The 23,320-nt window shown below is 70.8% G+C and carries 21 protein-coding genes; 8 read left to right on the top strand and 13 right to left on the bottom strand.

The features are described from left to right. Positions 1 to 488: 488 nt before the first annotated feature. On the bottom strand, positions 489 to 1,751 hold the full coding sequence (locus H504_RS0121905; RefSeq protein WP_035305288.1) for a hypothetical protein: 1,263 nt from the start codon (positions 1,749 to 1,751) through the stop codon (positions 489 to 491). 252 nt (positions 1,752 to 2,003) lie between these two features. Here H504_RS0121905 and H504_RS0121900 point away from each other — a divergent pair, with 252 nt between their 5' ends. Then, on the top strand, positions 2,004 to 3,110 hold the full coding sequence (locus H504_RS0121900; RefSeq protein WP_026424527.1) for an adenosine deaminase: 1,107 nt from the start codon (positions 2,004 to 2,006) through the stop codon (positions 3,108 to 3,110). A 64-nt stretch (positions 3,111 to 3,174) separates the two neighbouring features. Here the strand turns inward: H504_RS0121900 and H504_RS0121895 are convergent, their stop codons facing one another. Next, a complete protein-coding gene (locus tag H504_RS0121895) occupies positions 3,175 to 4,470 on the bottom strand; it encodes a hypothetical protein (RefSeq protein WP_026424526.1) in 1,296 nt (431 codons plus the stop codon). 442 nt (positions 4,471 to 4,912) lie between these two features. On the opposite strand from H504_RS0121895, the gene H504_RS0121890 reads away from it, so the two are divergent. Continuing rightward, the gene (locus H504_RS0121890) at positions 4,913 to 5,506 is read left to right on the top strand and encodes a Panacea domain-containing protein (protein WP_026424525.1); all 594 of its coding nucleotides are present in this window, start codon (positions 4,913 to 4,915) and stop codon (positions 5,504 to 5,506) included. A 101-nt stretch (positions 5,507 to 5,607) separates the two neighbouring features. Next, entirely contained in the window at positions 5,608 to 6,186 is a 579-nt protein-coding gene (locus H504_RS0121885) for a Fic/DOC family protein (RefSeq protein ID WP_026424524.1), read from the top strand. Between the two features lie 106 nt (positions 6,187 to 6,292). Here H504_RS0121885 and H504_RS0121880 read toward each other — a convergent pair whose 3' ends face one another. From H504_RS0121880 to H504_RS0121850, 6 genes are all read right to left on the bottom strand, one after another. After that, positions 6,293 to 7,213, bottom strand: a complete 921-nt coding sequence (locus tag H504_RS0121880) for a dioxygenase family protein (RefSeq protein ID WP_051386118.1) — start codon at positions 7,211 to 7,213, stop codon at positions 6,293 to 6,295. Between the two features lie 143 nt (positions 7,214 to 7,356). Then, the gene (locus H504_RS0121875; protein ID WP_026424522.1) at positions 7,357 to 8,253 is read right to left on the bottom strand and encodes a helix-turn-helix transcriptional regulator; all 897 of its coding nucleotides are present in this window, start codon (positions 8,251 to 8,253) and stop codon (positions 7,357 to 7,359) included. A 108-nt stretch (positions 8,254 to 8,361) separates the two neighbouring features. Then, positions 8,362 to 9,228, bottom strand: a complete 867-nt coding sequence (locus H504_RS0121870; protein WP_026424521.1) for an aldehyde dehydrogenase family protein — start codon at positions 9,226 to 9,228, stop codon at positions 8,362 to 8,364. Next, positions 9,221 to 10,651: an aldehyde dehydrogenase family protein gene (locus H504_RS0121865; protein ID WP_026424520.1), complete on the bottom strand. Its 1,431-nt coding sequence runs from the start codon at positions 10,649 to 10,651 to the stop codon at positions 9,221 to 9,223. Before H504_RS0121865 ends, H504_RS0121870 begins: the two co-directional genes overlap by 8 nt. Before the next feature lie 22 nt (positions 10,652 to 10,673). Continuing rightward, positions 10,674 to 11,609: a deoxyribose-phosphate aldolase gene (gene deoC, locus H504_RS0121860; RefSeq protein WP_026424519.1), complete on the bottom strand. Its 936-nt coding sequence runs from the start codon at positions 11,607 to 11,609 to the stop codon at positions 10,674 to 10,676. A gap of 717 nt (positions 11,610 to 12,326) precedes the next feature. Then, positions 12,327 to 14,105 carry a glycerol-3-phosphate dehydrogenase/oxidase gene (locus H504_RS0121850; RefSeq protein ID WP_084468002.1) on the bottom strand — a complete coding sequence of 593 codons (1,779 nt, stop codon included), beginning with the start codon at positions 14,103 to 14,105 and terminating at the stop codon, positions 12,327 to 12,329. 196 nt (positions 14,106 to 14,301) lie between these two features. On the opposite strand from H504_RS0121850, the gene H504_RS0121845 reads away from it, so the two are divergent. Together H504_RS0121845 and glpK are read left to right on the top strand one after the other, a co-directional pair. Beyond that, the gene (locus H504_RS0121845; RefSeq protein ID WP_026424517.1) at positions 14,302 to 15,042 is read left to right on the top strand and encodes an MIP/aquaporin family protein; all 741 of its coding nucleotides are present in this window, start codon (positions 14,302 to 14,304) and stop codon (positions 15,040 to 15,042) included. Positions 15,043 to 15,057: 15 nt separating this feature from the next. Then, positions 15,058 to 16,578, top strand: coding sequence for a glycerol kinase GlpK (gene glpK, locus H504_RS0121840; protein WP_026424516.1), 1,521 nt, complete (start codon positions 15,058 to 15,060; stop codon positions 16,576 to 16,578). Positions 16,579 to 16,599: 21 nt separating this feature from the next. Here glpK and H504_RS0121835 read toward each other — a convergent pair whose 3' ends face one another. From H504_RS0121835 to H504_RS0121830, 3 genes are all read right to left on the bottom strand, one after another. Further along, positions 16,600 to 17,106, bottom strand: coding sequence for a DUF4190 domain-containing protein (locus tag H504_RS0121835; RefSeq protein ID WP_157440557.1), 507 nt, complete (start codon positions 17,104 to 17,106; stop codon positions 16,600 to 16,602). Positions 17,107 to 17,202: 96 nt separating this feature from the next. Beyond that, a complete protein-coding gene (locus H504_RS41490) occupies positions 17,203 to 17,361 on the bottom strand; it encodes a hypothetical protein (protein ID WP_157440556.1) in 159 nt (52 codons plus the stop codon). Between the two features lie 229 nt (positions 17,362 to 17,590). Further along, complete coding sequence (locus tag H504_RS0121830) at positions 17,591 to 18,991, bottom strand: NAD(P)H-quinone dehydrogenase (protein ID WP_026424514.1); 1,401 nt, start codon at positions 18,989 to 18,991, stop codon at positions 17,591 to 17,593. A gap of 139 nt (positions 18,992 to 19,130) precedes the next feature. Here H504_RS0121830 and H504_RS0121825 point away from each other — a divergent pair, with 139 nt between their 5' ends. From H504_RS0121825 to H504_RS0121815, 3 genes are all read left to right on the top strand, one after another. Continuing rightward, positions 19,131 to 19,592 carry a gamma-glutamylcyclotransferase gene (locus tag H504_RS0121825; RefSeq protein ID WP_084468006.1) on the top strand — a complete coding sequence of 154 codons (462 nt, stop codon included), beginning with the start codon at positions 19,131 to 19,133 and terminating at the stop codon, positions 19,590 to 19,592. Positions 19,593 to 19,687: 95 nt separating this feature from the next. Further along, positions 19,688 to 20,227, top strand: a complete 540-nt coding sequence (locus H504_RS0121820; protein ID WP_026424512.1) for an AMIN-like domain-containing (lipo)protein — start codon at positions 19,688 to 19,690, stop codon at positions 20,225 to 20,227. A gap of 14 nt (positions 20,228 to 20,241) precedes the next feature. Continuing rightward, a complete protein-coding gene (locus H504_RS0121815; protein WP_026424511.1) occupies positions 20,242 to 20,778 on the top strand; it encodes an AMIN-like domain-containing (lipo)protein in 537 nt (178 codons plus the stop codon). 676 nt (positions 20,779 to 21,454) lie between these two features. Here the strand turns inward: H504_RS0121815 and H504_RS0121810 are convergent. Both H504_RS0121810 and H504_RS0121805 read right to left on the bottom strand, forming a co-directional pair. Then, the gene (locus H504_RS0121810; RefSeq protein ID WP_026424510.1) at positions 21,455 to 22,768 is read right to left on the bottom strand and encodes a M20 family metallopeptidase; all 1,314 of its coding nucleotides are present in this window, start codon (positions 22,766 to 22,768) and stop codon (positions 21,455 to 21,457) included. Positions 22,769 to 22,954: 186 nt separating this feature from the next. Next, positions 22,955 to 23,296 carry a hypothetical protein gene (locus H504_RS0121805; protein WP_157440555.1) on the bottom strand — a complete coding sequence of 114 codons (342 nt, stop codon included), beginning with the start codon at positions 23,294 to 23,296 and terminating at the stop codon, positions 22,955 to 22,957. Between the last annotated feature and the right edge of the window lie 24 nt (positions 23,297 to 23,320).

The following is a 23,320-nucleotide window of genomic DNA, read 5'->3' as shown; positions in this document are numbered from 1 at the left end:
CTCGCTGCGCTCGGGTTTCGGCCTTGTCGCCTTCGGCGACGCCGGCCCCGGGCGCCAGATTAAAGCTGAAGTGCCCGTTGTGGTGAAGTTGTTTTGTTTGGGGCCCCTAGCGGCAGCCTGGGTAAGGCAAAAAGGCGGGGCCACTGGAAAGCGTGGCCTTACCCGCCCGCCGGCTTAGGCCACCGCTCCCCCCAAACAAAACAACTCCACCACAACGGGCAGTTGGCATCGGCGGGTCCCGAGGCGCGCGGGGCGAGAGTGTTGTGGTGCTTTGGCCCGGCAGGCGGTGGGTGTCGGTGGGTTTCGAGGCGCGCGGGGCGAGAATGGCGCTTCGTCGATATGGGGGTTGGTTTCGAGGTGCGTGGTGCGGGAGTGGGGCTTTGTCGATGAGGGGTGTTGGGAGCTGTTTCTATTGGCGTCAAGTAGTTGAGATAGGGGAAACCCCGCCTTCCTGGTGGGAGGGCGGGGCTTCGGCGGTACAGGTGGTGTTAGGCGCCTGCGGCGATGTCGGAGTCTTCGGGGTTGTCGTCGCGGGACTTGTCTGAGGACTGGGGGGCCGTTTTGGTGGTCGGGCGGCGGCGGGTGCCCTGGCGGGGGAGGGTGGTGGGTGGGGGCGGGGTGGGCTGGGAGCCGCCGAGCATGAGTTCGGCGAAGGTGGCCATGGCCTCGTCCAGGTGGCCGCCGATGCGGCGGACGGACTCGTCGTTGCTGCGGCGGACCAACGTTTCCACCGAGTCGGAGTCGGGGCGGTTGGAGAGGGTGCCTTCGACCTTGTTCAGGCCGCGTTCGAGTGAGCCGCCGAGGTCGGCGAGGCGGGCGGTGAAGCCGTCCTCCACCGTGTCGAGGCGGGTGGCCATCTCGTCGAGGCGGGTGGTGACCTTCTCCAGGCGCTGCGCCAGGGACTCCAGGCGGTCGCTGGCGTCGACCGTTTCCTTGGTCTCGCGCAGGGCGTCCTGCAGGGCGTCGGTGGCCTCGTCGAGGCGGCTGTAAACGGCGTCGCGGGAGTCGTTGACGGCGGTCTTGACCTCGGACAGGGTGCTGGAGGCGGTGTCGTGCTTGGCGTGCAGGGCGTCCGAGGTTTCGGTCAACCGGCCGTGCAGGGCGTTGGTCGACTCGGTGAGCACGCCGCGGACGGCGTCGGTGGCCTCGCCGACGGTGCGGGCCAGGGTGTCCTTGGTGCCGTCGAGGTGCTCGTGCACGCCCTCGTCGACCTCGTCGATGCGGCCGCGCAGGGCGGTCTCCAGGATCTCGATGCGCTCGCGGACCGGGCCGTGCACCGAGCCGGGCACCTGCTCGATCTTGTTGTCCTGCTTGTCCAGGTGGCCGTCGAGCTCGTCGATGCGGCGGTGGATGCTGGCCAGCTTGTCCTCCAGGCCGTCCATCCGGCCCGCGACACCCTCGAACCGGCCCGCCACCCCGTCCAGGCGGCCGTCGAGCTGGGCGAACGGGGTGGCGAGCTTGTCCACGATGCTCTCCACCGCGCGGCCGATGGCGGCGATCGCGGCGTCCTGCGCGTCCAGCTTGGTCATCGCCGCGTCCAGCCGCTCGGCCAGCACGCCGACCTCGGTGCGGTCGGGCATCTCGGAGAGCCGCTTGCGCACCGAGCCGATGGACTCCAGCGGGGACAGCCGCGCGTGGATCTCGTCCAGGGCGTCGAAGATCTGCTGCTGTTCGCTCTCACGGATCTCGGCCGCGCGGGTGAGCATGTTGCGCATCCGGTCGAACGACACCGTGGGGTTGTTTTCGTTCACGGAGGTGACCTTCGTCCTGGGGGAGGGAGAGTGAGCGGGGACGGGAAGAGACGTTGGGGCGGACGCAGGGGAGCCTAGCCAGTCCCAGAAGGCGTCCATACACCACCCGTTGGTCGTACGTCGGGCTCGACCCGCGGGTTTAACCCGTTTGGTCGACGGCCATCCAGCGGTATCCGGACGGTTGGACACACCTTACGTGACCAGTCGGCTACCTGATCGGGTGGCGCCGAGGGGGTCGGTACCGTGACCGGCATGGCCACGCCAACCCCCGCGCCGCTGACCGCCGAGACCCTGCGCGCGGCGCCGAAAGTGCTGCTGCACGACCACCTCGACGGCGGGCTGCGGCCCGCGACGGTGGTCGACCTCGCCGCTCGGACGGGGTACGACGCGCTGCCCACCACCGACCCGGACGCGCTCGGCCGGTGGTTCCGGGACGCGGCCGACTCCGGGTCACTGGTCCGGTACCTGGAGACCTTCGCGCACACCTGCGGTGTCATGCAGGACCAAGAAGCACTCGTTCGGGTGGCAGCCGAATGCGCGGAGGACCTTGCTGCGGATGGAGTCGTGTACGCCGAGGTGCGGTACGCGCCCGAGCTGTTCACCGAACGCGGACTGGACCTCGACACCATCGTGGCGGCCGTGCAGGCCGGGTTCCGCGAGGGCGAGCGGCGGGCCGCCGCAGCGGGTCGGGTGATCCGGGTCGGCACCCTGCTGTGCGCCATGCGGCAGAACGCGCGGTCGCTGGAAATCGCCGAACTCGCCGTGCGCCACCGGGACACCGGGGTCGTCGGGTTCGACATCGCCGGGCCGGAGGCCGGGTTCCCGCCCACCCGCAACCTCGACGCGTTCGAGTACCTCCGGCAGCAGAACGCGCACTTCACCATCCACGCGGGCGAGGCGTTCGGGCTGCCGTCGATCTGGGAGGCCATCCAGCACTGCGGCGCCGAGCGGCTCGGCCACGGGGTGCGCATCGTGGACGACATCTCGGTCGACCCGGACGGCACCGTCCGGCTCGGACCGCTGGCGTCCTACGTGCGCGACCGGCGCATCCCGCTGGAGCTGTGCCCCACGTCGAACCTGCAGACCGGGGCGGCGGCCTCGATCGCCGAGCACCCCATCGGGTTGCTGACCGAGCTGCGCTTCCGGGTGACGGTCAACACGGACAACCGGCTGATGAGCGGGTGCACGGTGAGCAGCGAGCTGGCGGCGCTGGTCAAGGCGTTCGGCTACGGCTGGGCCGACCTGCGCTGGTTCACCATCAACGCGATGAAGTCGGCGTTCCTCGACTTCGAACACCGCCTGGAGATCATCGACACGGTGATCAAACCGGGTTACGCCAGGCTGCTCGGCGCGGGCTGACCGTCCACAAGGGCCACCCGGACGGGTGGCCCTCGCGCGTGATCCGGTGGTCAGTATCCGGCGGTCAGTGGGTGACGAGCCGGTCCTCGAAGTCCTGCACCAACTGGTTCCACGACGCCGACTCGGCGGTGAACGGCGCGCTCGGCGCCATCCGGGTCGGGTCCGGGGCCAGGATGAAGCTGACCAGCCAGCCCAGCGCCTCGGACTGGTTGAACGCCTCGGCCACCTTGTCGTCGCCCGCCCAGTCGGCGGCGTCGGTGAGCAGTTCGACGGCCAGGTCCAACTGCACCGGGTCGACCGCGTCCACGCCCTCGCCCAGGTCGTCGCCGAGGCCCTGCAGCACGTAGGTGTTGTCGGTGTCGACGGTGATCTCCAGGCTGCCGTCGTTCGCCTTGTTCGACACCTCGTCCCAGGTGGAGACCTCGGCCAGGTCGTTGTCGGCCAGGTCGGCGGTGGCCAGGTACTTGGCCAGCGCGCGCGGCGTGGTCGCCACGTCGATCTTGCCGTCGGTGCCGAGGAAGACCGGCTCGTCGTCGAGGTAGCAGCGCAGCGTGTAGTACTCGCTGCCGTCGCTGATGATCTTGATGGGGTCGATGCCGACCTCGGCCCAGAACCCGACCGGCTCGTCCTCGACCTCCTCGGCGTCTTCGCTGCCCTCGGCGTCCACGGCCGCGGTGTTGTCCGCGGTGTCTGTGTCGTCCTCGGTGTCCTCGACCGGCTCGATGTCGTCCTCGTCGGCGGCGGCCTCGGCGGCCTCCGCGTGGAACGCGACCAGCTCCTCGGCACTCTTCTCCAGCGCGGTCTCGTCCACGTCCGGCACGGTCACCACCGAGTCCAGCGCGTCGAGCACCTCGTCCCAGCGCTCGGAGATGGTCTCCGCCAGGTCGGTCCACAGCCGCTCGCCGTCGCGGCCGGTGAACGGGAACGTGCCCTGCTCCAGCACGGCGAACCCGTCGGCGGCGTTGAGGACCTCGTGCACCTCGTCCAGCTCGCACACGTCGGCCAGCGCGCGCACGATCCCGATGATGTCGGCCAGCTCGCCGATGGTCCAGGTGTCCGGCTCCTCCGCCACCAGCTCCGGCACGCCGACCAGGTCGAACTGGTGCGCCTCGTCGGGCATCAGCTCGGCCACCGACAGCGCGGGCACCAGGTGCCAGGCCGGGTGGTCGGACAGGTCGTGCTCCTCGGTGGTCCGCACGAACGCGGCCAGGTGCGCGGCGTCCGGGAAGGCGTAGAGGTCGTCCTCGTGGCCGAGGAACGCCTCCCACTCCTCACCGTCTTCCCGCCACCGCGGCGCCCACAGCGTGACGACGTCACCCTGCGGCAACCCCAGCTCGATCGGGACGATGTCCTGGGCCATTGGAGGTCCTCCTGGTCGCGCAGCCATCGGCGTACGGTGCGCGCGCGAAAACCGCGCGACGCGTCGGCAGCCTACGGGGTGCGGATCACCGATCGGAACATAGGGAGTGCAGGTCGAACGGGAGCGGGTTCACCGGGGTGAAACCGCCGTCGACCCCGACCGCCCCGCCGCCCGGTCCGCACCCGCCCGGGTGCCCGCGTCGACCGCCGGATGTGCTTGTCCGCCAATGGTTCCCGCATCCCGTTCGGACTGTCCACTCGAGCCCGTGGCCGGGTCGGGAGCGATCCCGGTTCACGTGCATCCGCTCATCCGCCGCCGCCGGGGCGTCCCCTGCCGGGCCCGGCAGGGGACAAACCACCGATTCGGGGGCGAAGTCGGGCCCATCCCCTGGTCGGAGCCGATATCATGGTGGGGTACCGGCTCGGGGCAGTGAGGAGTGGACGTGGCGTCAGTGCACGACGTGGTGGCCGCGATCCTGGACCGCACCGGCCCGGAGTCGCCGATGAAGCTGCAGAAACTGCTCTACTACACCCAGGGCTGGCACCTGGGCGGCACCGGCGAGCCGCTGTTCCCGGACGCCATCGAGGCGTGGACGGCCGGACCGGTGGTCCCGGCGGTCTACCGCAGGCACGAGGGCACCCGCGAGGTCGGGTGTTGGCCGGAGGGCGACGGCGGCAGGTTGACCGCCGAGGACGCGAAACTGGTTGACACCGTGGTGGGTCGCTATGGCAAGTTCGACCGGCACCAGCTCAGCGCCATGACGCACGAGGAAGAACCCTGGCGGGCCGCCCGCGGCGACCTGCCGGACTCGGCCCCGAGCACCGCGCGGCTGTCCGAGTCGGTGATGGCCCGGTTCTTCGGTCGGATGATCAGCGACCCGGCCACCGCGGTCGCCGAGGCCGCGGCCAGCGTCCACCTGGAGGGGATGGCGGTCTCCGAGTGCGCGGTCGCCGCCGCGGGCGCGGTCGCCGAGGGGGAGACCAGCACCGACGAGGCCGTCCGGCGGCGGTTGCGCCACCTGCTCGACGCCAGGTAGTCCACAGCCGGGCAGCCCACAGCACTCCACAACAGCAGTCCACAACAGCACAAGGAAGTTCCCCGGGTGTTATCCCACCCGCGCGCGTCCGGGCGGCGCCCGTGACCGATCCGTACGTCGACCCCGACACCGGGGTGCTGCGCAACATCCACGGTTTCACCGATCCCGTGTCCCTCGCCGAGGCCGAGCGCGATGTCGCCTTCCTGCGCGACGAGGAGCTCAAGCGGTTCCCGCTACCCGGCTCTTACGACACCGCGCACCTGTTCGCGTTCCACCGCCACCTGTTCGGCGACATCTATCCCTGGGCCGGGCGACCGCGGCAGGTGGACTTGTTCCGCGGCGGTTCCCCTTTCGCGCACTGGCGGCATGTGGAACCGGCGTTGGAAGACCTCTTCGCGAAGCTGCGCGCGGAGCAGTTCCTCGGTTCGGCGGACCGCGTGGAATTCCTCGAGCGCTTCACCTATTACTTCGCCGAAGTAAACGTCGTGCACCCTTTCCGCGAGGGCAATGGCCGCGCGCAAAGGGCGTTCTTCCGCCAGTTGGCCCTGTTCGCGGGCTGGCGGGTGGACTTCGCCAGGGTGGACCGCGAGCGCTACCTGGTCGGCTGCGTCGCGGCCATGGTCGGCCACCTCGACCCGCTCGCCGACCAGTTCGCCGCGGCCTTGGTCGGACCCGCCTAGCCACCGGCCGCTGAACACACGGATGCCCCGGTAGCAGGCCTACCGGGGCATCCGCGTCACGTCCTCAGCACAGGGCTACCGGGGACGAGGGGTGGAACGTGGGGACTCAGCCGACGCGCCACAGGGCGGGCACGTTCGGCGGCTCCCAACCGGCCTGGGCCAGGTGGCCCTGCAGGCAGGTGTAGCTGACGCCGCCGTAGGTCACCTTGGCGCCCGCCGCGTAGTTGGTGCCCGCCGCCCAGGTGCCCCCGGGGGCCGTGGTGGTGGTCGTCGGGTTGCTGGTGCTGCTGGTGGGCTTGGTGGTGGTGGTGTTGGTCGGCCGGGTGGTCGTGGTGGTGGGCGGGGTGCCGACCACGTTGAGCACGAAGTCGTACGACCCGGTCTTGCCGTTGCCCACGGTCTGCACGTTCATCAGCAGCCGGGGGTCGTAGATGGTGTCGGTGTTGTTGCGCGGCTCACCGGGGAAGTAGAGCTGGGTGGTGACCACGCGGCCGCCGGGGTTCTGCAGCTTGACGTGGATGTGCCGGGTGCGGCCGGGGTAGAGGCCGGGCACGATCGTGGTCAGGGAGAACTTGCCCGACGCGTCGGTGTACTGGTGGCCGCGGTAGCGGTAGGTGGTGTTGTCGTAGTTGCCACCGTTGTCGGCCTGCCAGAAGTCCATCAGCACGTTGGCCAGCGGCTGGCAGTTCCGGCCGAACACGTAGCCGCTGACGACCAGCGCGGTGCCCGGGTAGCCCTGCTCCACGATGTTGGTGCGCTCGGGCGAACCGGGCTTGAAGTACGGGCCCTCGGTCTGCTCGATGGTCGGCGAGTCGCCGTCGTTGCAGTCGGGGGTCAGTTCCAGCAGCGCGCCGTTGGCGGCGTCCTCGGACCGGGTGCGCGCGAGGGCGGGAACGCCGACGAGCGCGATGGGGGCGGCGACACCGGCGGCGAGCGCCGCGCGGAGCACCGCTTTCCGGCTGACCTGCTTGCCCGCCGGGGGTTGTACCTCGTTCGTGCTGTCGTCGCCGTGCAGGGGCGCGTCCATGCCTAGCTCCTTTGGGTGGGGGCGCCGGGGAATGAACACGAACCTACGTACCCGGTCGGACCGCGACGATGGACTGGCGCGGTCGGACGTGGTGTATCCGAGGGTGTCTGTTACCACTGTTGACGATATTCACATGTTGGTCGTTAACGGGACTCGCCGTTTCTCCGGAAATCGCCGGGACTGACCCCGGCCTCCCGTCGGAAGAAGCGGCAGAAATAGGCGGCGTCGGCGAATCCGACCCGGCCCGCCACTTGACGGACGGTCAGATCTGTGCGGGCCAACAACCGTTTCGCCTCGGCCGCGCGGGCCTGCCGGACCAGTTCCGACGGGGTTCGCCCGGTTGCCGCCTTGACCGCCTCGGTGAGGTAGCCGGGGGTGACGCCGATGTGCTCGGCGTAGGCGCGCACCGACCACAGGTCGAGGTCCACCCGGTTGGTGAGCTGGGTGAACTCCTCGGCGACGGAGCCCGCGCGGGCTGGCGCGGGCGGCGCGGCGGCGGGGGTCTCCGGCAGCCGACCGGCGCGCACCACCAGGACGTGCAGCAGTGCCCGCAGGGTGGTGTGCGCGCCGTCGCCGCCGGAGCGGTACTCGTCGACCAGTTCGGCGAGCAGCCGCTCGGTCTGCCCGTGCGCGCGGGGGTCGAGGGTGGACCACGGCCGATCGGCGAGCCTGCGCAGCCGGTCCCGGTCGGCCGGGTGGTCGAGCAGGAAGTCGTCGGTGAACAGCACGACGGTGCCGTTGAGGTCGTGCGCGTCCGCCCAGTGGTGCACCTGGCCGGGGGTGATCACGCCGAGGTGCGGTGGCCGCACCTCCCAGTGCGCCAGGTCGACGACGTGGGTGCCGCTGCCCGCGGTGATGTGCACGATCTCGTAGAAGGTGTGCCGGTGCGGGAACGCGGCCCGGGAGAGCGGGCCGACCTGGTCGAACGTGCCGACCACGAACGGCGGGGCGTTGTCCGGCACCTCCAGCCGGTGCATCGGCAGCTCACCCGACCGCGGCCGCAGGTCGGGTGTTCCCGGTAAGACAGTGGTCCCGCGCACGTCCCGATCCCCTCGCTCACCCGGACATAGGTCCAGACCAATGATCGCGAGTGACACCATGGCACGCCCCGCGCCCGCGTGGAACCGACCCGGACATCCCAGCCGGTACTAGACACCCATGGGATGCCACACGGTTTTCGTCTCCAGCAGTGGTCGCAACCGGCGGATGTCCGGCCGCTCCTGCCAATCCGGTTCGGTCGACGGCGCGCGCAGCACCCGCTTCACCGTGCCCGCCGCCGCCCGCTCCAGGTCCGCCCGCAGCTCGGCGGGCGCCCCGGTCAGGTCGAGCGCGTTGACGTCGGCGTGCGCGGCCAGCCACGGCGCCAACTCGGCGGTGTGGCCGGTCAGCAGGTTCACCACGCCGCCGGGCACGTCCGAGGTGGCCAGCACCTCGGACAGCGTGATCGCGGGCAGCGGTCGGTCCTGGCTGGTCACCACCACCGCCGTCGCGCCGACGGCGAGCACCGGCGCCAGCACGCTGACCAGGCCCAACAGCGACGAGCGCTGCGGCGCCAGCACCCCGACCACCCCGGTCGGCTCCGGCACCGAGAACGAGAAGTACGGCCCGGCGACCGGGTTCGCCCCGCCCAGCACGGCGGCGATCTTGTCCGTCCAGCCCGCGTACCAGACCAGCCGGTCCACCGCTGTGTCCACAAGGGACTCCGCGCGCCTGCTCGGCACGCCCTCGCCCGCGGCCACCTCGGCGGCGAACTGCTCCCGCCTGCCCTCCAGCAGCTCGGCCACCCGGTAGATCACCTGGCCGCGGTTGTACGCGGTCGCGCCGGACCACCCGCCGAACGCCCCGCGCGCGGCGACCACCGCGTCCCGCAGGTCCTTGCGGGAGCCCTGTGCCGCGTTGGCCAGGAACCGGCCCTTCGCGTCGGACACCGGGTAGGTGCGGCCGGACTCCGAGCGGGGGAACGCCCCGCCCAGGTACAGCTTGTAGGTCTTGGACACCGGCACGCGGTCAGACATCGAGGTACGCCTCCAGCCCGGCGCGGCCGCCCTCGCGGCCGAAGCCCGACTCCTGGTAGCCGCCGAACGGGGCGGTCGGGTCGAAGCGGTTGAACGTGTTGGCCCACACCACGCCCGCGCGCAGCTTGTCGGCCAGCCACAGGATGCGCGAGCCCTTCTCCGTCCACACCCCGGCGGAGAGCCCGTACGGGGTGTTGTTGGCCTTGGCCAGCGCCTCCTCCGGGGTGCGGAAGGTGAGCACGGACAGCACCGGCCCGAAGATCTCCTCCCGGGCGATCCGCATGGACTGGGTGACGCCGGCGAACACGGTCGGCGCGAAGTAGAAGCCCTTGTCCGGCAGCGGGCACGGGCTGGTCCACCGCTGCGCGCCCTCCTGCTCGCCCGCCGCGACCAGCTCGGTGATCTTGGTGAGCTGCTCGCGGGAGTTGATCGCGCCGATGTCGGTGTTCTTGTCCAGCGGGTCGCCCAGCCGCAGCGTGCTCACCCTGGCGCGCAGCCGGTCCAGCAGCTCCTCGGCGATCGACTCCTGCACCAGCAGCCGGGACCCGGCGCAGCACACGTGGCCCTGGTTGAAGAAGATGCCGTTGACGATCCCCTCGACGGCCTGGTCGAGCGGGGCGTCGTCGAACACGATGTTCGCCGCCTTGCCGCCCAGCTCCAGGGTCAGCTTCTTCCCGGTGCCCGCCAGCGACGCCTGGATGACCTTGCCGACCTCGGTGGACCCGGTGAACGCCACCTTGTTCACCCCGGGGTGGTTCACCAGCTCCGCGCCGACGTCGCCCGCCCCCGGGATGATGTTGACCACGCCCGGCGGCAGCTCGGCCTGCTGGATGATCTCGGCCAGCACCAGCGCGGTCAGCGGGGTCGTCTCGGCTGGCTTGAGCACCACGGTGTTCCCGCAGGCCAGCGCGGGCGCGATCTTCCACGCCGCCATCAGCAGCGGGAAGTTCCACGGGATCACCTGGCCCGCCACGCCGAGCGGCCTCGGGTCGGGGCCGTAGCCCGCGTACTCCAGCTTGTCGGCCCAGCCCGCGTGGTAGAAGAAGTGCGCGGCGGCGGTGGGCACGTCGGTGTCCCGCGACTCCCGGATCGGCTTGCCGTTGTCCAGGCTCTCCAGCACCGCCAGCTCGCGCGCCCGCTCCGCGATCATCCGGGCGATCCGGAAGATGTACTTGGCCCGCTCGGCGCCCGGCATCCGCCCCCACGTCTTGTCGTAGGCGCGGTGCGCGGCCTTCACCGCCTTGTCGACATCGGCCGCGCTCGCCGTGCTGACCTCGGCCAACACCTCCTCGGTGGCCGGGTTGACGCTCTTGAGCGGCTCGCCGGTGCCGTCGACGAACTCGCCGTCGACGAACATCCGGTAACCCGGCTTGAGGTTGGCGATGGCCCGCGACTCCGGCGCGGGCGCGTACTCCCAGGTCATCGGCGCGTGCTCCCTGGTCATCTCAGTCCACCGTCACGTAGTCCGGGCCGCTGTAGTGGCCGTCGAGTTGGGTCCGCCGCTGCATGAGCAGGTCGTTGAGCAGGCTGGACGCGCCGAAGCGGAACAGGTCCGGGGTCAGCCACTCCGGTCCGGCGACCTCGTTGACCGCGACCAGGTGCCGGATGGCGTCCTTCGTCGTGCGGATGCCGCCCGCGGGTTTGACGCCGCGGAGCTCGCCGGTGACGCCGTGCCAGTCGCGCACGGCCTGGAGCATCACGTTGGTCACCGGGAGCGTCGCGGCGGGGGAGACCTTGCCGGTGGAGGTCTTGATGAAGTCGCCACCGGCGAGCAGCGCCAGCCAGGACGCGCGGCGCACGTTGTCGTAGGTCGCGAGCTCACCGGTCTCCAGGATGACCTTGAGGTGCGCGCTCCCCGCCGCCGCCTTGACCGCCTGGATCTCCTCGAAGACCTGGCCGTAGCGGCCGGACAGGAACGCGCCCCGGTCGATCACCATGTCCACCTCGGTCGCGCCCTGGGCCACCGCGAACTCCGTGTCGGCGAGCTTCACCTGCCTGCTCGACCGCCCGGACGGGAACGCCGTCGCCACACTCGCGATCCGCACCGGCGCCCCATCGAGGGCTTCCTTCGCCGTCGCCACCAGATCCGGGTAGACACAGACAGCGGCAACGTGCGAAACCCCCGCTTCGGGCCGCTTCGCCTTGGCGCACAGGGAGCGGATCTTGCCGTGCGTGTCCGCGCCCTCAAGGGTGGTCAGATCGACCATGGAGATGGCCAACTCGATCGCCCGCAGCTTGCTGGCCTTCTTGATGCTGCGGGTGGCGAGCCCGGCACTGCGCTGCTCGATCCCCACCGCGTCCACCCCGGGCAGCCCGTGCAGGAACCGCCGCAACGCCCCCTCATCCCGCGTGACGTCGGTCAGCTCTGTCGTCCCGGCCATGCCCAGGAGTCTATGCCTGAAGCAGTCGCTGCCCTACCCGACGGTAAGGGCGCCACAGCCGCACGGCGAGGACGACCAGCCACACCGACCAGAGGATGTAGCCGACGAAGTTGACGAGGGTGGGCATCCCCAGTGGCGCGAAGACGCCAGTGGCGATGAGGGTGGCGGCGGCCAGGTGGCGGTGAGGGCGTAGTTGGGGGTTTCGCCGATGGCAGTACCGAGCACTGTGGACAGTGCCGTGAACGTGCCGGGATCGTGCACGAAGGGGACCTCGACCAGTACCCCTGACCAGCCAAACCCTCGCCACCGCGGCCACTTGCAACACCGAAGACCAATTCCGCTGGTCCCTGCACACCCTGCACACCCTGCTCAACCGCCGCGTCGGCTGACCGTCGCTCGATCGAGTGAAAGGGCTGTCGAACCGGTGGCGCGCAGCAGAACCGCCCGGCGCTGCTGGGGGAACGGCTCCCAGCGGGTACATCCCCGTCCCTGTTCTTCCCCGTGCTGCGGCTGCTCGCCCGGCAGAACCCGACGGGCCTGCTGGACCACGACAACGCGCGGAACCTGCGGTACGTCGAGCCCGCCACTGCACGACGCGCTGGACATCGAGGCGCACGACCACAACATCGCCGTGCCGGCCCCGTTCTTCGCGTTCCTCGGCACCAGTGAGCGGACCACCGACCCGATCATGGACAAGGGGAAGGAACGCGACCTCGGCTAGCCGGGCAGCAGCGGCTCGATCAGGTGTGGTCGGGCTTCTGGGGCGTCTGCGCGGGTGGTGTCGGCGGCTGTGTCGTCCGGTTTGGTCTGGGAGGAGCGTTCGGCGTTGACGCGGGACTGGTAGGTGGTGATCTCGTGGGTGATCCGGTCGGCGTCCCAGGAGAGGACTTCGGCCATCAACGCCGCGACCTGGTCGGCGCAGGCGGTGCCGCGGTGGGGGTATTCGATGGAGATGCGGGTGCGGCGGGTCAGCGCGTCTTCCAGGTGCAGGGCGCCTTCGGCGGCGGCGGCGTACACGATCTCGACCTGGAGGTAGTCCGGGGCGGCGTCGAGGGGTTTGAGCAGGTCCGGGCGGGTGGCGTGGGCGAGGACCTCGTGCACCAGGGAGCCGTAGCGGTCGAGGAGGTGGCGGACGCGGTAGGGGTGCAGACCCCAGCGGGCGCCCAGCAGGTCGGCCTGGTTCACCAAGGCGTGGTAGCCGTCCGCGCCCAGGAGGGGGACTTGGTCCGTAATGGACGGTTGTAGTCGTCCGGGCAGGTCGACCCCGGCGGCGTCGACCGCGTCCGCCGCCATCACCCGGTAGGTCGTGTACTTGCCGCCCGCGATCGCGACCAGGCCGGGGGCGACCCGGGCGACGGCGTGTTCCCGGGACAGCTTCGAGGATTCCTCGCTCTCGCCGGCCAGCAGCGGTCGCAGACCCGCGTACACGCCTTCGATGTCGGCGTGCGTCAACGGCGTCGCCAGCACCGAGTTGACGTGGTCGAGGATGTAGTCGATGTCCTTTTCGGTCGCCGACGGGTGGGCGAGGTCCAGGTGCCAGTCCGTGTCGGTGGTGCCGATGATCCAGTGGTTGCGCCACGGGATGACGAACAGGACCGACTTCTCGGTGCGCAGGATCAGGCCGCTCTCCGCCACGATCCGGTCGCGCGGGACGACGATGTGCACGCCTTTGCTGGCGCGGACCCGGAACCGGCCGCGGCTGCCGGACAGCCGCTGCAGCTCGTCGGTCCACACCCCGGTGCAGTTGATCACCACATCGGCCCGGACGTCCACCTCCGCGCCGGTCTCGGCGTCGCGCACCCGCACGCCGCTGACCCGGTCCGCCTCGCGGTGGAACCGGACGACCTGGGTCGACGTGCGGACCACGGCGCCGTAGTGCGCGGCGGTGCGGGCGACGGTCATGGTGTGCCGGGCGTCGTCGGACTGCGCGTCGTAGTAGCGGATCCCGCCGATGAGCGCCGACCGGCGCAGGGCCGGGACCATCCGCAGGGCGCCGGCGCGGGTCAGGTGCTTCTGGCCGGGGACCGAGCGCGCGCCGCCCATCGTGTCGTAGAGCAGCAGACCGGACGCGGTGTAGGGCCGTTCCCAGAACCGGTGCCGCAGCGGGTAGAGGAAGCTCACCGGCTTGACCAGGTGCGGCGCGAGCCGGGTGAGCATCAGCTCCCGTTCCCGCAGCGCCTCCCGGACCAGCCCGAACTCCAGTTGCTCCAGGTAGCGCAGGCCGCCGTGGAACAGCTTGCTGGACCGGCTGGACGTGCCGGACGCCAGGTCGCGCGCCTCGACCAGGGCGACCCGCAGGCCCCGGGTGGCCGCGTCCAGGGCGACCCCGGCGCCGACCACGCCGCCGCCGACGACCACCACGTCGAACGGCTCGGCGGCCAGCCGCGCCCAGGTCCGGTCCCGGTCGGCCGGTCCGAGCACACCGCCAGAAGCGTCCGATGTGGACTGTGCGATCGATGGGGTCGATGGGGTCCGGCCGGGTCTGCGGCTGGTCATGGCTCGCCTCCCTGCGGTGCGCCGAAGGTCCTCACCCACGCTACCCGGCCGCGGCGACTCGGGCAGGCGACCCGTGGACAGTCGAGCGAACCGGCGGTAACGTCCAGGATCACTCAGGGTGGGCACCGCCGCCGAATCCCCGTCCCCCAGGCCCCGGGCGCCTACCCCTCGCCACCGGCACCGCGAGGGAGGCACCATGGGCTTCTGGTCGATCGTGCTCTGGGAACTGCTCGGCACCGCGACCCTGATCCTGCTCGGCACCGGCGTGGTGGCCAACACGACGCTGCGCGGCTCGCTCGGCCAGGGCGGCGGCTGGCTGCTGGTCAACATCGGCTGGGGGTTCGCGGTCTTCGTCGGCGCCAGCATCGCCGCGCCCAGCAAGGCCCACCTCAACCCGGCCGTCACCATCGGCCTGCTCACCGCGGGCGAACTGCCCTGGGCCGACGTGCCCGCGTACCTGCTCGGCCAGTTCACCGGCGCCTTCCTCGGCGCCGTGCTGTGCTGGCTGACCTACAAACTCCAGTTCGACGACCACGACGAACCGGAGAACACGCTGGGGATCTTCGCCACCGGCCCGGTGCACCGGAACCTGCCGTGGAACCTGGTCACCGAGGTCATCGGCACGTTCGTGCTGGTCTTCTGGGTCCTGGTCAGCCCGGGTGCCGAGGTCGACGGCAGCGGCGTCCCGCAGTTCGGCAACGCCGCGCTCGGCTACGCGGCGGTGGCGTTCGTGGTGATCAGCGTCGGCGCCTCGCTCGGCGGCCCGACCGGCTACGCGATCAACCCGGCCCGCGACCTCGGCCCCCGGCTGGCCTACGCGGTGCTGCCCATCCGCGGCAAGGGCAGCGCCGACTGGGGCTACTCCTGGGTGCCCATCGCCGGTCCGCTGCTCGGCGCGCTCGCCGCCGGTCTGCTCACCCGCGTCCTGCCCGCCTAGAAGGAGATCCCCTCGATGACTTCCGAGTATGTCGCCGCCGTTGACCAGGGCACGACCTCCACCCGCTGCATGGTGTTCAGCCACGCGGGCGAGGTGGTCGCCGTGGACCAGCGGGAGCACGAGCAGATCCTGCCGCGCGCGGGCTGGGTGGAGCACGACCCGAAGGAGATCTGGGACAACACCCGGTCGGTGGTGGCGGGCGCGTTGGCCAAGGCCGATCTGCACACCTCCGACATCGTCGCGGTCGGGATCACCAACCAGCGCGAGACGGCGGTCGTGTGGGATCGCCGGACCGGTGAACCGGTGTACAACGCGATCGTCTGGCAGGACACCAGAACCGACCGGATCGCCACCGAGCTCGGCGACCTCGGCGGCGGGCAGGAGCGGTACCGGGCCAAGACCGGCCTGCCGCTGGCCACCTACTTCTCCGGCCCGAAGGTCCGCTGGATACTGGACAACGTCGACGGCGCACGCGCGAAGGCCGAGGCCGGTGACCTGCTGTTCGGCACCGTGGACACCTGGCTGCTGTGGAACATGACCGGCGGGGTCGACGGCGGTGTGCACGCCACCGACCCGACCAACGCCTCGCGCACCCTGCTGATGGATCTGTCCACACTGGACTGGGACGCGGACGTCGCGGCGGAGATGGGCATCCCGCTGTCCATGCTGCCCCGGATCGGGTCGTCCTCGGCGGAGCTGGGCCGGGTCCGTGAACGCGGCGCGCTCGCCGGGGTCCCGATCGCGGGCGTCCTCGGCGACCAGCAGGCGGCCACGTTCGGCCAGGCCTGCCTGTCCCCCGGGGAGGCCAAGAACACTTACGGCACCGGCAACTTCGTGTTGCTGAACACCGGCACCGAACCCGTGATGAGCGAGAACGGCCTGCTCACCACCGTGTGCTACCGGATCGGTGACCAAGACCCGGTGTTCGCGCTGGAGGGGTCCATCGCGGTCACCGGGTCGCTGGTGCAGTGGATCCGGGACAACCTCGGCCTGATCTCGTCCGCCGCCGAGATCGAGGAGCACGCCCGCGCTGTCGAGGACAACGGCGGCTGCTACTTCGTCCCCGCCTTCTCCGGCCTGTTCGCCCCGCACTGGCGGTCCGACGCCCGCGGCGCGATCGTCGGGCTGACCCGGTTCGTCACCAAGGGCCACCTGGCCCGCGCCGTGCTGGAGGCCACCGCCTTCCAGACCCGCGAGGTCATCGAGGCGATGAACGCCGACTCCGGCGTCCCGCTCACCGCGCTCAAAGTGGACGGTGGGATGGTGGGCAACGAGCTGCTGATGCAGTTCCAGGCGGACATCCTGGACGTCCCGGTGATCCGCCCGGTCGTCGCCGAGACCACCGCCCTCGGCGCCGCCTACGCCGCGGGCCTCGCGGTCGGCTACTGGGGTGGCCTCGACGACGTGCGCGCGAACTGGGCCAAGGACAAGGAATGGACTCCCGGGATGCCCGCCGACACCAGGGAACGGGTGTACCGCCAGTGGAAGAAGGCGGTCACCCGCACCCTGGACTGGGTCGACGACGACACGGCATGATCCGGTCCGAAGTGGACTTGATCAGAGCACCGACGCGGCGGCGACGAGCAGGATCACCCACAGCGCCAACGCGATCGTGCCGCAGGTGAGGCCCGCGATGGCCAGACCCTTGTTGTTGGCCTCGCCGCGCTTGGCCTTGGCGATGCCCACCCCGGACAGCGCCACGCCGAGGATGGACAGCACGATCCCGGCGATCGGCACCCACACGAAGATCAGACCGAGCAGACCCGTGACGAAACCGCCGGTACCGGCGCCGTTCTGCGGCGCGGGCCCGTACTGGGCGACCATGACCGGCTGACCAGGCACGGGGAACCCCTGCGGCGCCTGGGGATGCGGGTAGGGCACCGGCTGCGGCCCGGTCTGCTGGTAACCCACCTGCTGCGGGTACGGCTGCTGCTGGGGGTACTGCGGTAGCGCGGGGTTGGTGCCGTACCGGTCCGGTTGCGACGACATGCTCGCGATTCCTGCCTCTCGACTGGGGAACTCGCCCCAGGGGTCGTCGGGTGTACGGACCGCGTTATCCCGCATGACCCGACCGTAATGCGTACGGGGGACCCGCCCCGGGACGCGCCGCTCGGGTCACCCGCGCCTCCACGGATGACCCGAGCGGACCGGACTCGCCGATCAGGACGCGGTTCTGTCCCGGTGGTGCGGTGCGCGCGAACCCGCCGTCCACACCAGGCGCGGGACCTGCCCGATGCCGCCGCAGCGTGGGCAGAAGTCCTTGCGGTTGGGGGCGAGTCCAGAGCCCAGGCATTCCGGGCACTCGGTCCGACGTGGCATGTCAGCCTCCGTACGTAACGGTTCGGTTCCCCAGGGGTACCGGCTCGGTAGGTCTATCGAAAGAGCGGCCGCAGAGTTTCACCCGTTCTCGTGGAAAATCCGTAACGGAGAAGTGAGCCCTGCCGGTCAGACTATGCACGATGGTGTGAATGCAGCAGCTCAAACCCGCGAACTGGGCGAATTTCCGTCGAAGCGGCCCCCGGCCAGGCGGTTAGTCCAAGTCCGTCAGTCAGTCCAGGTCGTCGTGCCGCATCAACTGGCGCCCGGCCTCGGTGATGGATCCCGACAGCGACGGGTAGACCGAGAAGGTCAGCGCCAGGTCCTCCACCGTCAACTGGTTCTGCACGGCCAGCGCGATGGGCAGGATCAGCTCGCTCGCGCTCGGCGCCACGATCACCCCGCCGATGACCACCCCGGTCGCGGGCCTGCAGAACAGCTTCACGAACCCGCGGCGCAGGCCCTCCATCTTGGCCCTGGCGTTCGTGGCCAGCGGCAACGTGACGGTGCGCGCGGGCACCTCACCGGCGTCGATCGCGTGCTGGCTGATGCCGACCGTGGCGATCTCCGGGTGGGTGAACACGTTCGCCGCCACCGTCTTCAGCTTGATCGGCGCCACGCCCTCGCCCAGCGCGTGCCACATCGCGATCCGACCCTGCATCGCGGCCACCGAGGCCAGCATCAGCACCCCGGTGCAGTCGCCCGCCGCGTACACACCGGCCACGTTCGTGCGGGAAACCCGGTCCACCGGGATGAAACCACCCGGCCCCAGCTCGATCCCGACCTTCTCCAGGCCGATCCCGTGCGTGTTGGGCACCGACCCGACCGTCATCAGCGCATGACTGGCCCGCACCGTCTCACCGCCGCGCAGGTACACCGTGACGCCGGTGTCGTCCCGATCGATCTTGTCCGCGCGGGCGTGCTTGACCAGGGTCGTGCCGCGCTCGGCGAACACCTCCTCCAGCACCGCCGCCGCGTCCGCGTCCTCGTGCGGCAGCACCCGGTCCCGGCTGGAGATCACGGTGACCTTGACGCCCATCTCGATGAACGCCGACGCGAACTCCGCGCCGGTCACCCCGGACCCGACCACCACCAGGTGCTCCGGCAGCTCGGGCAGGTCGTAGATCTGCCGCCAGTCCAGCACCCGCACCCCGTCCGGCTCCGCGCCCGGGATCACCCGCGGCGTCGCCCCGGTCGCGACCAGCACGACCTCGGCGGAGAGCACCTCGGTGGTGCCGTCGGCGTCGACCGCGATCCGGTGCGCCGCCATGCCGGTCCGGTCGTCGCAGAACCGGGCGATGCCGGTGACGACCTTGACCCCCTCGCGCTGCACCCGGTTGCGGATGTCGGACGACTGGGCCAGCGCCAGCCCGCGCACCCGGCCGCGCACCACGGGCAGGTGCACCGTCGAGTCGACGTCGTCGGTGCCGATGCCCAGCTCGTCGGCGTCGCGGAACGCGCTGCGCGCCCCGGCCGACGCGATGAACGTCTTCGACGGGACGCAGTCGTAGAGCACGCAGGCGCCGCCGAGACCATCCCGCTCGACCACCGTCACATCGGCCCCGTGCTGGGCCGCGACCAGCGCCGCCTCGTACCCGGCGGGCCCGCCACCGATGATCACGATCCGGGTCACCTGGTCCTCCACTTCACCCGCGCGCGTCCGGGTCCAACGGTAGCCCGGGTATCCCGACCGGGTCTGGGGTGGCCGCGAAAAGGTGATCCCACCGCGCGGCTGCCTGCTGACACCGCACGGTGTGGCTAGGCTGTCCGGCGTGCCGCTCTATGCCGCTTACGGGTCGAACATGGATCCAGGCCAAATGATGCAGCGAGCCCCGCATTCGCCGATGGCCGGGACGGGGTGGCTCGTCGGCTGGCGGCTGACCTTCGGGGGTGAAGACCTCGGGTGGGAAGGCGCGCTGGCCACCATCGTCGAGGAGGCCGAGTCGCAGGTGTTCGTCGTGCTCTACGACGTCACCGACGACGAGCCCAACCTGGACCGGTGGGAGGGCTCCGAGCTCGGCCTGCACTCCAAGATCAGACTCCGGGTGCAGACCCTGGAGGGCTCCGTGCTCGCCTGGCTCTACGTGCTCGACGCGTACGAGGGCGGCCTCCCGTCGGCCCGCTACCTGGGGGTCGTCGCCGACGCCGCCGAGGCGGCCGGAGCACCCGCCGACTACGCGGAGGACCTGCGCACTAGGCCGTGCAGTGGAATCGGGCCCGCCACCGCCAGCTAGACACAACTCGGAGGTGTGTCGCACGTCTCCTCGAACATGGCCAAACCGGCCATACCGCTCGCCGGACCAGTCCGGCTGGTGCGAGGAGAACGGACATGGCTCATCGAAGATCATGGCGGACCGCCCTCATCACGCTGACCGCGGCGCTCGCGGCCGTCCTGGTGACGGCCCCGACCGCCAACGCCGCCCCGTACTGCGGGATCACCTGGGGATCCCTGGACAAGACCGACTACTCGATGATCGGCGGCTACCTCACCGGGGTCCGCGCGGGCAGGCATGACTGCTACGACCGACTGGTGTTCGACGCGGGCGGCGCCGGGGTCCTGGGCTACGCCGCCTACTACGTCCCCACAGTCATCGATCCCGCCAACAACCGGGCCCTACCCACCCGCGGCGGCGCCTACCTGTGGGTCGAGGTCCCGGTGTACGTCGAGAACGCGGGGGTGCCGACCTACACCACCCCCAACCCGGCCGAGGCCGTCAACGTCACCGGGTACCGCACCTTCCGGCAGGTCCGCCACGTCGGCGGCATGACCACCTTCCGCCAGTTCGCCATCGGCGTCCGCGCACGCCTGCCCTTCCGCGTCATCAACCTCGGCGACCGCCTAGTGGTGGACGTCGCACACCAGTGGTGAGAGGAGCCACCGAAATGAAACGCGTCATCGCCGCCGTCCTGCTGGCACTGTCCACCCTGGTGGCGGTCCCGGCCGCCGCCACCGCCACCACCTGCGACACCCCGTGGGGTTCACTGCCCAAGCAGGCGGGCCTCAACGGCCAAGGCCCCCTCACCGACATCCGCGGCGGCCAACACGACTGCTACGACCGCCTGGTCATCGACCTGGTTGGCCAGAACGACCACGGCTACGCGGCGTCCTATGTGGACGAGATCCAGAGCATCGGCAGCGGAGAGGTCATCCCGACCCGGGGCGCGGCCAAGCTCCTGGTCTCCGCGTTCGGCCCCGCCTACACCGACGACGGCCAGTTGACCTACCACCCGGCCAACTGGCGTGAACTCGTCGACGTCACCGGGTACCGCACCTTCCGCCAGGTCGTGTTCGCGGGCAGCTTCGAAGGCAGCTCCGACATCGGCATCGGCCTGCGCGCCCGCCTCCCCTTCCGCATCTTCACCCTCCCCCGCGACGGCGGCGGGACGCGGATCGTTGTTGACGTGGCACACACCTGGTAGCGGGTCGTGTGGGTCGGGGCGGGCCAGGCTTGCCCCGAACCCCGCTGAGCAGCCCCCAAATCCAGCCTAGCCACCAAACACACCCGCGCGACGGCTGGAAGTTCAGCCTGTGCACAACCCAGACCACTGTGGACCGAGTCCCGGTACCCGCAGCCCCCAGTACCACCCACCTAGCCCAAGAACACCAGCACCGAACGCCACCGCGGACATCGACTCCAGGTTGAGTTGTCCACAATGCTCACCGCCGTCCACAGACCGGGCGCCCACCCGTTTTTCTGGCCCCACCTCGGTAAACTGGCATCGAGGGCTGCCCCCGGGAGGGTGGGGGCCGCCCGTAGGGTGGTGGGGGTGGCTTGTCAAGAGGGGATTGGGCGCGCGGAAGGGTTTCTGGGGATCGAACGAGGCCCGGCGTCGACAGCGACCGCCGCCAGCGCTGCAGGCGAGTGCAGCACACCCCGCGCATCTCGCGGGTAGGTGGCCCGGCCGAAATAAGCGGAAGGGGGATCGGCGGCGGGAGGCGGTGGGTGGTCCACAGTGGTCTGGGTTGTCCACAGCCGGAACTTCCAGCCGTCGCGCGGGTGTGTTTGGTGGCTAGGCTGGATTTGGGGGCTGCTCAGCGCGGGTGTGAAAAACCGGGGGTCCGCGTTCTGCACGCGGACCCCCGGGAGTCTTGCCGTCAGGCCAGTGCGGCCAGTGCGGTGTGGGTCATGACCCGGATGCCCGCCAGCAGGGCGCGTTCGTCCAGTTGGAACGTTGGCTGGTGCAGGTCGCGCATGGGGCCTTCGCCGGGCCAGACGCCTAGGCGCATGAAGGAGCCGGGGACGTGTTCGAGGTACCAGCCGAAGTCTTCGCCGCCTGCGGATTGTTTGGTGCCGACCAGGGCGTCTTCGCCCAGGGCCGACTCGATGGCGGTGCGCAGGAACTGGGTGCTTTCCCGCTCGTTGATGACGGGGGGGACGCCGCGGCGGTGGTGGAGTTCGTAGCCGACGCCGGTGGGGGCGAGCAGGGACTGGACCAGGCCCTCGACGAGGGGTTCCAGGTCGGCCCAGACGTCGTGGTCGCCGGTGCGGAGGGTGCCGCGGAGCAGGCCGTCTTGGGGGACGGCGTTGGGGGCCTCGCCCGCGTGCACGGCTCCCCACACCAGGACGGTGCCCGATCGGGGGTCCACCCGGCGGGAGAGCAGGGCGGGGAGGCCGGTGATCAGGGTGCCCAGGGCGTGCACCAGGTCCGCGGTCAGGTGCGGGCGGGAGGTGTGGCCGCCGGGGGAGGTGAGGCGCAGTTCCAGCAGGTCGGTGGCCGAGGTGATGGCGCCGACGCGGGTGCCGACCTTGCCGACCTCGGTGCGCGGGTCGCAGTGCAGGCCGAAGATGCGTTCGACGCCGTCCAGGCCGCCCGCCTCGATGACCTCCAGGGCGCCGCCGGGCATGACTTCCTCGGCGGGCTGGAAGACCAGCCGGACCCGGCCGGGCAGCGACGGCGCGGACGCCAAGGCGATGCCGGTGGCCAGCAGGATCGTGGTGTGCGCGTCGTGGCCGCAGGCGTGCGCGGCGTCGGCGGTGTTCGAGGCGTACGGCAGGTCGGTGGTCTCGGTCATCGGGAGGGCGTCCATGTCCGCGCGGAGCGCCACGCAGCGGTCGCCGGTGCCGACGTCGCAGATGAGGCCGGTGCCGCCGGGGAGCAGTTCCGGCTGCAGGCCGAACGACTTGAGCAGACCGGCCACCAGTTCGGTGGTGGCGAACTCCTGCCGGGACAGCTCGGGGTGGGCGTGGATGTGCCGGAACCAGGCCAGCACGTCCGCGGCGTTGGCCGCCAGCCAGTGGTCCAGCCAGTCGGGGCCGCGTCCCGCGCCGAGATCCTCCACAGGGGGCATAGTGACCCCGCTGGGGGTGATCAGCACGGCGGACTCCGTCGACTCCAGTCCCGTTTTCGCCGCCCGGGTGCCCCGGCCGCTGTCGAACGGCAGGTCAGGCCGCGAATCCAACACAGTCACGCGACCCCTCCGGCGATGGACTCGATCGTGGTTGCGGTTTCCATTTGCCACGATCCTGCCCTATGGCGGGGGTCACTCAGCGCCGATTCGGGCGCCGTACGGTCCGCGGTAGCGCGGCTGCGACCAACGGTCGGCGGGGTTTCGTCCGCACTGGTTAGTTGATCAAGATGACCGGTGGTCCAGCGGTCAGCCCTTCTTCCGCCGCTTGGCCCGCACCCGGTTCCCGTAGATCACGATCGCGAGCAGCACGACCGCGACCACGCCCACGACGAGCTTGTTCTTCGCCTTGTCCTTGTCGTTCTGCGTCGGCGCGGGGGTGATGTCGACCGACGGCGCGGTCGGCTGCAGCGCCACCGCACCCACCCCCGCACTCACGCCGGTGGCCGCGACCGGCTGGGCGAGCGCGCCGGGAGCCGTGGCGATCCCGGCGCCCAGCGCCAGCAGGACGCCCAGGAACAACGCGGGCAGCAACCGAGACGGACGGACGGACACGTGGCGGCCCTCCAGGTCGGGGAGCGGATCGGTCACCAGGTTAGTCGGCCCGGTCACTGT

The organism is Actinokineospora inagensis DSM 44258, assembly GCF_000482865.1.
GTDB lineage: Bacteria > Actinomycetota > Actinomycetes > Mycobacteriales > Pseudonocardiaceae > Actinokineospora > Actinokineospora inagensis.
Note: the sequence above shows the minus strand (reverse complement) of the source record. Positions and strands in the feature narration are given on the sequence as shown.

Excerpts from the sequence above, each read along its gene's own strand:
- H504_RS0121900 (WP_026424527.1), top strand. The coding sequence starts at position 2,004 with ATGGCCACGCCAACCCCCGCGCCGCTGACCGCCGAGACCCTGCGCGCG.
- H504_RS0121895 (WP_026424526.1), bottom strand. The coding sequence starts at position 4,470 with ATGGCCCAGGACATCGTCCCGATCGAGCTGGGGTTGCCGCAGGGTGAC.
- H504_RS0121880 (WP_051386118.1), bottom strand. The coding sequence starts at position 7,213 with ATGGACGCGCCCCTGCACGGCGACGACAGCACGAACGAGGTACAACCC.
- H504_RS0121870 (WP_026424521.1), bottom strand. The coding sequence starts at position 9,228 with ATGTCTGACCGCGTGCCGGTGTCCAAGACCTACAAGCTGTACCTGGGC.
- H504_RS0121865 (WP_026424520.1), bottom strand. The coding sequence starts at position 10,651 with ATGACCTGGGAGTACGCGCCCGCGCCGGAGTCGCGGGCCATCGCCAAC.
- deoC (WP_026424519.1), bottom strand. The coding sequence starts at position 11,609 with ATGGCCGGGACGACAGAGCTGACCGACGTCACGCGGGATGAGGGGGCG.
- H504_RS0121850 (WP_084468002.1), bottom strand. The coding sequence starts at position 14,105 with ATGACCAGCCGCAGACCCGGCCGGACCCCATCGACCCCATCGATCGCA.
- H504_RS0121845 (WP_026424517.1), top strand. The coding sequence starts at position 14,302 with ATGGGCTTCTGGTCGATCGTGCTCTGGGAACTGCTCGGCACCGCGACC.
- glpK (WP_026424516.1), top strand. The coding sequence starts at position 15,058 with ATGACTTCCGAGTATGTCGCCGCCGTTGACCAGGGCACGACCTCCACC.
- H504_RS0121835 (WP_157440557.1), bottom strand. The coding sequence starts at position 17,106 with ATGCGGGATAACGCGGTCCGTACACCCGACGACCCCTGGGGCGAGTTC.
- H504_RS41490 (WP_157440556.1), bottom strand. The coding sequence starts at position 17,361 with ATGCCACGTCGGACCGAGTGCCCGGAATGCCTGGGCTCTGGACTCGCC.
- H504_RS0121820 (WP_026424512.1), top strand. The coding sequence starts at position 19,688 with ATGGCTCATCGAAGATCATGGCGGACCGCCCTCATCACGCTGACCGCG.
- H504_RS0121815 (WP_026424511.1), top strand. The coding sequence starts at position 20,242 with ATGAAACGCGTCATCGCCGCCGTCCTGCTGGCACTGTCCACCCTGGTG.